The 9454-nt window shown below is 61.5% G+C and carries 9 protein-coding genes and 3 tRNA genes; 3 read left to right on the top strand and 9 right to left on the bottom strand.

Annotation, left to right across the window (positions count from 1 at the left end; translation table 11 throughout):
* The 4 genes from FHX11_RS10430 to FHX11_RS10415 form a co-directional block, all read right to left on the bottom strand.
* The coding region (locus tag FHX11_RS10430) for a GTP-binding protein (RefSeq protein ID WP_184357493.1) at window positions 1-371 on the bottom strand (371 nt) is incomplete at its 3' end.
* A gap of 408 nt (window positions 372-779) precedes the next feature.
* Window positions 780-1190 carry a DUF3597 domain-containing protein gene (locus FHX11_RS10425; RefSeq protein ID WP_184357492.1) on the bottom strand — a complete coding sequence of 137 codons (411 nt, stop codon included), beginning with the start codon at window positions 1188-1190 and terminating at the stop codon, window positions 780-782.
* A 224-nt stretch (window positions 1191-1414) separates the two neighbouring features.
* Window positions 1415-1488: transfer RNA gene (locus FHX11_RS10420), tRNA-Gly, on the bottom strand.
* Window positions 1489-1513: 25 nt separating this feature from the next.
* Window positions 1514-1598, bottom strand: a tRNA-Tyr gene (locus FHX11_RS10415).
* Between the two features lie 196 nt (window positions 1599-1794).
* Between FHX11_RS10415 and rlmB the strand changes: the two genes are divergently transcribed.
* Complete coding sequence (rlmB, locus tag FHX11_RS10410; protein ID WP_184357491.1) at window positions 1795-2703, top strand: 23S rRNA (guanosine(2251)-2'-O)-methyltransferase RlmB; 909 nt, start codon at window positions 1795-1797, stop codon at window positions 2701-2703.
* Window positions 2704-2848: 145 nt separating this feature from the next.
* Window positions 2849-3547 carry a protease inhibitor Inh/omp19 family protein gene (locus FHX11_RS10405; RefSeq protein WP_184357490.1) on the top strand — a complete coding sequence of 233 codons (699 nt, stop codon included), beginning with the start codon at window positions 2849-2851 and terminating at the stop codon, window positions 3545-3547.
* Window positions 3548-3616: 69 nt separating this feature from the next.
* On the opposite strand, the gene FHX11_RS10400 is transcribed toward FHX11_RS10405, so the two are convergent.
* The 3 genes from FHX11_RS10400 to FHX11_RS10390 all read right to left on the bottom strand — a co-directional run bounded on the left by FHX11_RS10400 (window position 3617) and on the right by FHX11_RS10390 (window position 4484).
* The gene (locus FHX11_RS10400; protein WP_184357489.1) at window positions 3617-3910 is read right to left on the bottom strand and encodes a hypothetical protein; all 294 of its coding nucleotides are present in this window, start codon (window positions 3908-3910) and stop codon (window positions 3617-3619) included.
* Between the two features lie 153 nt (window positions 3911-4063).
* Window positions 4064-4333, bottom strand: coding sequence for a hypothetical protein (locus FHX11_RS10395; RefSeq protein WP_184357488.1), 270 nt, complete (start codon window positions 4331-4333; stop codon window positions 4064-4066).
* A 75-nt stretch (window positions 4334-4408) separates the two neighbouring features.
* A tRNA-Thr gene (locus FHX11_RS10390) sits at window positions 4409-4484 on the bottom strand.
* Between the two features lie 174 nt (window positions 4485-4658).
* Between FHX11_RS10390 and FHX11_RS10385 the strand changes: the two genes are divergently transcribed.
* Entirely contained in the window at window positions 4659-5432 is a 774-nt protein-coding gene (locus FHX11_RS10385; RefSeq protein WP_184357487.1) for an NAD kinase, read from the top strand.
* Between the two features lie 108 nt (window positions 5433-5540).
* On the opposite strand, the gene prfB is transcribed toward FHX11_RS10385, so the two are convergent.
* Together prfB and FHX11_RS10375 are read right to left on the bottom strand one after the other, a co-directional pair.
* Window positions 5541-6672 (bottom strand): peptide chain release factor 2 gene (gene prfB / locus FHX11_RS10380; protein WP_184357486.1). Its coding sequence is split into 2 segments (ribosomal slippage): window positions 5541-6602 and window positions 6604-6672, totalling 1131 coding nucleotides; the frame shifts between segments, so codons are not numbered across the junction.
* A gap of 126 nt (window positions 6673-6798) precedes the next feature.
* Entirely contained in the window at window positions 6799-9258 is a 2460-nt protein-coding gene (locus FHX11_RS10375; RefSeq protein WP_184357485.1) for a penicillin-binding protein 1A, read from the bottom strand.
* Between the last annotated feature and the right edge of the window lie 196 nt (window positions 9259-9454).

The raw sequence follows: 9454 nt of genomic DNA, 5'->3' as shown, positions 1-9454 counted from the left end.
GGAACGCCAACCTGACGGGCCAGCAGGATGTGCTCGCGCGTCTGCGGCATCGGGCCGTCGGCAGCCGAGCAGACCAGGATCGCGCCGTCCATCTGCGCCGCACCCGTGATCATGTTCTTGACGTAGTCGGCGTGGCCGGGGCAGTCAACGTGCGCATAGTGACGGTTCGGCGTCTCATACTCGACGTGGGCCGTCGAGATCGTGATACCGCGGGCCTTCTCTTCCGGCGCCGCGTCGATCTGGTCATACGCCTTGAACTCGCCGAAGAACTTCGTGATCGCCGCCGTCAAAGACGTCTTGCCGTGGTCAACGTGCCCAATCGTGCCAATGTTAACGTGCGGCTTATTGCGCTCAAACTTACTCTTTGCCATTTGAATGCTTCCTGTGAACGTAAATGGGTGACCCCGGCGAACCGGTTTAGTGCCGCCGTTTAAGGCTTTCGTCGCATTTGCGCAAGACTTAATTGCAGGCCCTATTCCTGGCGAACTCCGGTCGATGGCGGGTGGTGAGCAGCCATCGATCCCGATTCGCCGCGAAGGTGTCGCCGGCCGATCCGGAAAGGCATAAAAGCATTTGCCGGTTCAGGTGCTTAGATGGGGATGCCAGGGACATAATTCCAGTCATCCTCGGCAAAACCGAGGCTCTATCCACCGGCCGAGCCGCAACCGGAAAATGAAAAGCGCCCTCCCCCAATCGAGGGAAGGGCGCTGAAAGCAATCGTCTCGTCCACATCAACTTATGGCGTCCGCCGTCGAGGCGGCCACCATCGTCCGCGTCGATCAGTCAAGCAGATCGGCAGGCACCTTGCCGCCATTGTCCGAGAGCTTCTTCAGAAGCGCCTTGTGAAGGAAGATGTTCATCTTGGCGGAGTCGCCTGCATCACCCGTATAGCCCAGCTCCTGCGCGAGTTCCTTGCGTTCCGAAAAGCTCGCATCCATCCCAAGCGCCTTCATCAGGTCCACGATCGAATGCTTCCAATCGAGCTTCTGGCCGCTCTTCTTGACGGCCGCGTCGAGGATCGACGCGATATCCACGGGGGAAGCCGTGGAGGCCGGAGCGCTTGCGGCAGGAGTCGTGGGGGCGGAAGGAGCCGGCGCTGCGCCAGCAGTGGTCGGCGTCGTCGTGGCGGGAGCTTCGGCTGCCTTCGCCTCTCCCCAGATTGCGTTCTTGATCTTGTCGAAGATACCCATGTGCATTCCCCCGTTTCGGTTGGCGTACAAATATCTACCGCTCATTCAAATATAAGCAACCCCTCACGTCAAAGATGCATAGCTGAATATCTTTGGGAGAATGTCGGACGTAGCGCGATGCGGCCTTTCGCCAGGGCAGCGCAGCCACGCCATAAGCGCCTGGCGCACGAGCCGGCCGACATCGGACAAACGATGCCGCGAAGAAAAAGAAATGTTCGAGAAAATGGAGCGGGTAGCGGGAATCGAACCCGCGTATTCAGCTTGGAAGGCTGCTGCTCTACCATTGAGCTATACCCGCGGGATGGTCAAGATCCGGTCCGGAATGGTGGAGGGAGTTGGATTTGAACCAACGTAGGCTGAGCCAACGGATTTACAGTCCGTCCCCTTTAACCACTCGGGCATCCCTCCAGTATTCCGACTGGATCTTGCGACCAAGCTTGCCAGACCGGCGTCGCCGCTTCGATCTGCGCCGCGTATATGACCGGCCCGTTTCCGTCTGTCAACACAAGGAATTGCCAAAAATGACGAAAAAATTTCAGCCTTGGGGAAAACCCGCCGGCGAAAGAGGACTATCCGCTCCGAGGCGCTGTCGCTATAAAGCCGCATGAGCAAAGACAGAACACCCGGCCGCTCCGGCCCAGAAAACACCGCCGGCGACAAGTCGGCCAAGGATACGCATTACGCCACGCTACGACGGGCGCATCGCGACGCCAAGCGCGAGCGCGGCGAAATCCCGACACCGGCGCCTCAGAAGCGCAAAAGGCCGGGCGCGGACGACTGGAAGCCGCCGGCTCTCGCTCCCGATCAGGTCTATCTCTATGGCCTGCACACGGTTCGCGCCGCCCTTGCCAATCCAGAGCGGAAGAATATCAAGCTGTCGACGACGCAGAATGCGCTGGTGCGGCTGGAGATCGGCCCAGCCGATCAACTCGGCATTCCGGTCGAGATCGTCTCGCCGCAGGATATCGACAAGGTGCTCGGTCCGGAAGCGATCCATCAGGGCGTGATGCTCGAGACCCGCCCCCTGCCCGTTCGCCGCCTCGAAGCGCTGAAGGACAGTCCGCTGCTGCTGGTGCTCGATCAGGTGACCGATCCGCACAATGTCGGCGCGATCATGCGTTCGGCCGTAGCCTTCGATGCCGCCGCCGTCATCACCACGCAGCGTCACAGCCCGACCGAATCGGGCGTGCTGGCGAAATCCGCCTCCGGGGCGCTGGAACTGATACCCTATATACAGATCACCAATCTCGCCGACGCGCTCGGCGAGCTGCATCGGCTCGGCTTCGTCACCATCGGCCTCGATTCGGAAGGACCGGCGCCGCTGGAAGGGACGTTTTCGGGAGAGAAAATTGCCCTCGTCCTCGGTTCCGAGGGCAAGGGGCTGCGCCAGAAGACGCGGGAAACCGTGAACGCGCTGGCACGGCTGGACATGCCGGGCGCGATCAAGTCGCTCAACGTCTCGAACGCCGCCGCGATCGCCCTTTATGCGGCGCGGTCCTATCTGAGAACCTAGAGCGGTTCCGTGCTTCATGGAATAATTGAACCGCTCTATTCTTTTGTTTTGACGCAATTCCGGACGGAAAACCGCTGCGCACTTTTCCTGGAATTGCTATAGCGGCCGCGCCTGCGCCGCCGCTGCAGATTTGGGAGAATGTGCCTTGATCCGTGGATTTGCTCTCGCGACGGCTGCCGCCGTTCTTGTGCTGACGGTCACCCAGCCAGCGCGGGCCGCCGATGAGGAAATGGTGAAGGCACAGGCCGGTTCCTGGCTGCTGGCGCCCCAAAGCGGCGCCAAGGGCTGCCGCCTCGGCTTCGAGACCGGCAAGGCGCCTGGCGGCTACACCGTCAGCGGCGCCGACGCCTGTGCGGCTGCCCTGCCCGCACTCGCCAAGGCGAGTGCCTGGAATTTCACGGACGACGGCTCTCTCGCCATCCTCGATGCCGCGCAGAAGGTGCTGGTCCGCTTTCAGGAAGAGGAAGGCTCCCCCTGGGTAAGCGATTCGGGCGACCCGATGTGGCTGCTGCCGGCGCTCGGCGATGTCGACCATGTTCCGACCACCGCCGCTCTTGCCGGAAGCTGGCAGGTCCGGCAGCCGGACGGCAAGGCGATCTGCGATATCACCTTGACCAGCGAGACCGATCAGGACGGCACGCCGAAGATGTCACCGGCCAGCGACTGCCCGGCCAATATCGCCGATCTCAAGCTCTCCCTCTGGGCCACCGAAGGCTTCGGCCTGGTCCTGATGGGAACCGACGGCTCCTCGCTTTCCTTCGACATGCAACCGGACGGCAACTTCAAGACATCGGACGAGGAAGAAGGCGATCCGATGCTGCTGGTCCGCAAGCAGGGCGGCTAAAGCTTACCCTTTCAGGCGAAAGCACCCACAGGCGGTCAAGATGACCCGCGCGTCAAGGACAGGTGCGTTTCAACGAATGACAGTGGGCTGGATATGCCAGACCGATTGCCGCAATGGCGATCGCTGGGTGACCGGACAGCCATCCTGCAGCTTCGACCAGGAGGTGACATTCAGCTGCATCTCGCATTGCGCCAGATAGCTCTTGCCGTCCACGGTCACGCAGGCGACATCGCCGACGGGAGACTGCGTTCCATCCCTGTTCTTGCAGTAGCAATTCGCGCCGGCCGATGCGGTCATACCGGCGCTCACCGCCGCAAAGACAAGCAACGATCCCAGGACGGCACGCCTCGATGCCTTGCGCATGGCACTACCCTCGCCCTCAGTTGAGCGAGGAAGTGTATGCCTATTTTTGCCTTTGTAAATATACGCGCGAAACTGGCGCTTCCCGGGCAGTGTCTCCCGCCACGGGCATGCCGCTTCCCGACGCGACCAAAGCGGCCCCGGCGAGGATGCCGATCAGTGAACCACCGGGTCGGAATCGTCGAAGAATGTCCGGATGCCCTCGCGCGCGATCGTCGCCAGGAATTCGTCGAAGGCCTCCCGATCGGTTGCGAAAGGCTCTTCCCACTCGATCAGGTCTTCCTCCGGCGTGATCACCTCCATCCGCCAGTCGGCATTGGTGCCGGCCGGGCGAAAAATATCGACGAGAACGGTTACGCCATCCTCGGTGAATTCGCCGGAAAGCTCGGAATGTTCAAGTTTCGGCTTCTTAGGCTTGACGGTCATATCTTTCCCATAGGAGCAATCCGGGCTCCCCATATCAAGCGGAGACCCTGAGGAACAGGAGCTTTTGAAAGTGGATGGTGCCCCCGGCAGGGTTCGAACCCGCGACCCCCTGATTACAAATCAGGTGCTCTACCAACTGAGCTACAAGGGCACATCGGCATGCCAAGTAGCAGATTTTGATTTCCTGTAAAGGGAAAATCGGCCGGCCTGCGCTGATGGCGGAGGGATCGGCGATCCGCTTGTGGATTCACCAGTCTTTGCAAAACGTCTTGTCGCGTCGAGGGAATATCATTACCTCCTAGTATGACTGTTCAAGGGACGTTGCATGTCGCGCACTTTTCATTCCGTTTGTTTTCTCGCCTCGACGGCGCCGGAAGCCCAGGCCGCACGGGACGAGTTGATTCGGCTTTACGGCCAGACGCCGCAGGAAGAGGCCGATATCGTCGTGGCGCTCGGCGGCGACGGCTTCATGCTGCAGACACTGCATACGACGATGAATTCCGGCAAGCGCGTCTATGGCATGAATCGCGGCTCCATCGGCTTCCTCATGAACGATTATCGCACGGAGAACCTGCCGGAGCGCATCGAAGCCGCCGTCGAGAATGCCTTTCATCCGCTGCAGATGACCACGCGCAATGCGGACGGCAGCTCCTGCGTCGCGCTCGCCATCAACGAGGTATCGCTGTTTCGCCAATCCTATCAGACGGCGAAGCTGAGGGTCGAGATCGATGGCCGGGTCCGGCTGCCGGAGCTGATCTGCGATGGGCTGATGGTGACGACGCCGGCGGGCTCGACGGCCTACAATCTTTCCGCCCACGGCCCCATCCTGCCGCTGGAAGCGCCGCTGCTCGCCATGACGCCGGTCAGTGCCTTCCGCCCTCGTCGCTGGCGCGGCGCACTCCTTCCAAACAAGGTGACGGTCGACATCACCGTGCTCGAGGCGGAGAAGCGCCCGGTCAATGCCGCCGCCGACAATAAGGAAGTCAAATCGGTGCTCGGCGTCCAGATCCGCCAGAGCGAAGACACGACCGCCCGTATCCTGTCCGATCCGGACAGGTCGTGGTCGGACAGGATTCTGGCCGAACAGTTTTCGGATTGAGGGTTGCCATACGGCCCGAGTCGATCGCCGTCCTTGCTCGGAAAACCTTCGCTCGAACGCAAAAAGCCCCGTCTCCGGGGCTTTTTTCATTTTTGACTTATCCTGTTCTCAATCCACGTCGTCCACGACGGCATCGGCCGCGCCGCTGATGCGGTGCGCGAGGGCCGCCTCCATGAACTCGTTGAGATCACCGTCGAGCACATCGTCCGGAGCGGTGCTGGAAATGCCGGTGCGCAGATCCTTGACGAGCTGATAGGGCTGCAGAACGTAGGAGCGGATCTGGTGGCCCCAGCCGATATCGGTCTTCGACGCGGCTTCGGCGTTGGCGGCCTCTTCCCGCTTCATCAATTCCGCTTCGTACATGCGGGCGCGCAACATATCCCACGCCTTGGCGCGGTTCTTGTGCTGCGAGCGCTCCTGCTGGCACTGCACGACAATGCCGGTCGGAATATGCGTAATGCGCACGGCCGAGTCGGTGGTGTTGACGTGCTGGCCGCCGGCACCCGACGAACGGTAGGTGTCGATACGGCAATCGCTTTCGTTGATCTCGATCTGGATCGAGTCGTCGACGACCGGATAGACCCAGATGGACGAGAAGGACGTGTGCCGACGCGCGTTGCTGTCATAGGGCGAAATACGCACCAGGCGGTGAACGCCCGATTCGGTCTTCAGCCAGCCATAGGCATTGTGGCCCTTGACGAGAAGCGTCGCGGACTTGATGCCGGCTTCTTCGCCGTCATGAACTTCCAGAAGCTCCACCTTGAAGCGCTGGCGTTCGGCCCAGCGGGTATACATGCGCAGCAGCATGTTCGCCCAGTCCTGGCTTTCCGTGCCGCCGGCGCCGGAATGGACTTCGAGGTAGGTGTCGTTGCTGTCGGCTTCGCCCGACAGCATGGCTTCCACCTGCCGGCGCGCAGCCTCCGCCTTCAGGCTTTTCAGCGCGTCCTCGGCTTCACGAACGACGTCGGCATCCCCCTCTTCCTCGCCAAGCTGGATGAGCTCGACATTGTCGGCGAGCTGCCGCTCCAGGGTACGCACGCCGCCGATGCCGTCATCGAGCTGCTGGCGCTCACGCATCAGCTTCTGCGCTTCGGTGGCATCGTTCCAGAGGGTCGGATCCTCTGCCTTGTTATTCAACCAGTCCAGTCGTCTTACCGCCTGATCCCAGTCAAAGATGCCTCCTCAGCAGGCTTATGGCCTGCTTGGTTTCGTCGACTACTTTCTCGATTTCCGCTCGCATGATCCTGCTTCTTCATTCGTCGGTTCGCTGTGAACCGCTGTTCAATTCAAGGAGTGCTGGTCACATAGATACACATGCCGCGGCTGTAAAGCCCCGCGGCATGTTCCCTGGAGAATTCCGGTGGGATCAGAAGAGGCCGCCGGCGCCTGAGGTGACCGCCTGGTTGGCCTGCGGCGAGGTTCTGAGAATCTCTTCGGGCGCGACCTGCGCCGCCGCATCGCCACCGCCGATGACCTGGAAGCTCGTGGCCGGGCCGGTGCCGGGCTTGAAGGCTTCCATGATCGCGTTCGGATCGCCCTGTTGCGCCGCCATGCCGGTTGCGCGGTTGACCGCAATCATCGTCATGCCCGCCGGAACCTGGAATTTCTGCGGCGGCTGGTCCTTGGTCGCGGCCTGCATGAATTCGTTGAAGATCGGCGCGGCCAGCGAGCCGCCGGTGCCACCGCGACCGAGCGAACTCGGCGTGTCGTAGCCGATATAGAGGCCGGCCACGAGGCTCGGCGTATAACCGACGAACCAGGCGTCCTTTTCGTCATTGGTGGTGCCAGTCTTGCCGGCGACATCGGTATTCAGCTTGATCTTGCCGGCCGCCGTGCCACGAAGAACGACGCCCTGCATCATCGAGGTGACCTGATAGGCGGTCATCGGGTCAAGCACCTGCTCGCGATTGTCGGCGATGACAGGCTCGTCCTGATTCTTCCATTCGCTGACATTGCAGGCCTCGCAGACGCGCTCCTCATGCTTGAAAATGGTCGCGCCATACCGATCCTGGATGCGGTCGATCAAGGTCGGCTTGATCTGCTTGCCGCCATTGGCGATCACGGAATAGGCCGAGACCATGCGCAGCACGGTGGTCTCGCCCGCGCCGAGCGACATGGCGAGCACCGGGTTCATGCGGTCGTAAATGCCGAAGCGTTCGGCATATTCGGCAACCAACGGCATGCCCATGTCGGAGGCGAGGCGCACGGTCATCAGGTTGCGCGAATGCTCGATGGCGAAGCGCAGCGTATGGGCACCACCACCCTCGCCTTCATAGTTCTCAGGCTTCCAGACCTGCCCGTTGCTGAGCGTGATCTGCAGCGGATCGTCGAGAATGACCGAGGCGGGCGTATAGCCATTGTCCATGGCCGCGGCGTAGACGAAAGGCTTGAAGGAAGAGCCCGGCTGACGCTTGGCCTGGGTGGCACGATTGAATTCCGACTGCGCATAGGAGAAGCCGCCGACCATCGCGAGCACACGGCCCGTATGCGGGTCCATGGCGACGAGGCCGCCCTGTACCTTCGGCGGCTGACGCAGGCGATAGCTGCTGGAATCGTCGCCACCGGTCTTCTGGACGAAAACCACATCGCCGGGTTCGAGCACGCCGCTCGGCGACTTCGCGGTCTTGCCGCCCGTGCGGAAAGCCCAGCGCATGTCGGCGGCGGCGATGGTGCCGCGCTTGCGCTCTGCGGCAACCTTGCCCGCAGCATCGACGCCCGGCTGAAGGCCGATATCGACGGCCTGGTCCGACACCGAAAGCACGATGGCAAGCTGCCACTCCGGCACGTCGCTCAATGCCGGGATCTTGGCGAGTTCCGGGCCCCAATCCTGCGCGGTCGCGAGGTGCTTGACCGGACCGCGGTAGCCGCGGCGCTCGTCATAATCGATCAGCCCGTCCTGCAGCGCCTTGCGGGCTTCGAGCTGCAATTGCGGATCGAACGAGGTGCGCACGGAAAGACCGCCCTCATAAAGCGCCTTCTCGCCATATTGGTCGATCAGCTGGCGGCGAACCTCCTCGGCAAAGAAATCGGAGGCGGCGAGTGACGGTCCACTCTTCGGCGGCACGACGCCGAGCGGCTGCTTCTTGGCCTCGTCCCCGTCGCTCTGGCTGACATAGCCATTTTCGACCATGCGATCGATGACCCAGTTGCGGCGTGTCATCGCGGCTTCGGGATGGCGGAACGGGTTGTAGTTGGAAGGGCCTTTCGGCAGCGAGGCGAGATAGGCCGATTCGGCAATGGTCAGCTCGTTGACCGACTTGTCGAAATAGGTGAGCGCCGCGCCGGCGATGCCATAGGAATTGAGGCCGAAATAGATCTCGTTGAGATAGAGCTCGAGGATCTTGTCCTTGCTGTAGGCCTGCTCGATGCGGAAGGAGAGGATCGCTTCCTTGATCTTGCGGTCGAAGGTCTGGTCGGACGACAGCAGGAAGTTCTTGGCGACCTGCTGCGTGATCGTCGAGGCGCCGACGAAACGGCGGCCGGAACCGATATTCTGCAGGTTGACGGCGATGGCGCGCATCAGGCCGCCGACATCGACGCCGGGATGGTTGTAGAAATTCTTGTCTTCCGCCGAAAGGAAGCCGGCCTTGACGCGGTCGGGGATGGCCTGGATCGGGACGAACAACCGGTTTTCGCGCGAATATTCCTTCATCAGCGCGCCGTTGCCGGCATGGATGCGGGTGGTCACCGGCGGCGCGTATTTCGCCAGCACCTCGTAATCCGGCAGATCCTTGGAGACGACGCTCAGATAGATGCCCGCTGCGGCTGCCACGAGCAGGAACAGGATGCAGCCCAGTCCAAAGAAATATCCAATCAGTCTGACCATATGATACTACCGGTGCTTCTTCTTCATGCGGCACAGATGCGAGACCATCGCATATCCACGGGCGTTTTGCACGCTCACGGGGTGAATGCAAGACGGCGGCGGCACAAAGCCGTGCATGTCGCCTGCAAGTGAACGATACTTCGCTGTAACGGCGGGAATGTGAGCAAAATAGGGCTCATCGCGGTATTCGTGCCTT

It is taken from the genome of Rhizobium sp. BK602 (genome assembly GCF_014195095.1).
In the GTDB taxonomy this organism is placed as follows: Bacteria; Pseudomonadota; Alphaproteobacteria; order Rhizobiales; family Rhizobiaceae; genus Rhizobium.
The sequence above is the reverse complement of the archived record's forward strand: the minus strand, read 5'-3'. Positions and strand labels throughout refer to the sequence as shown.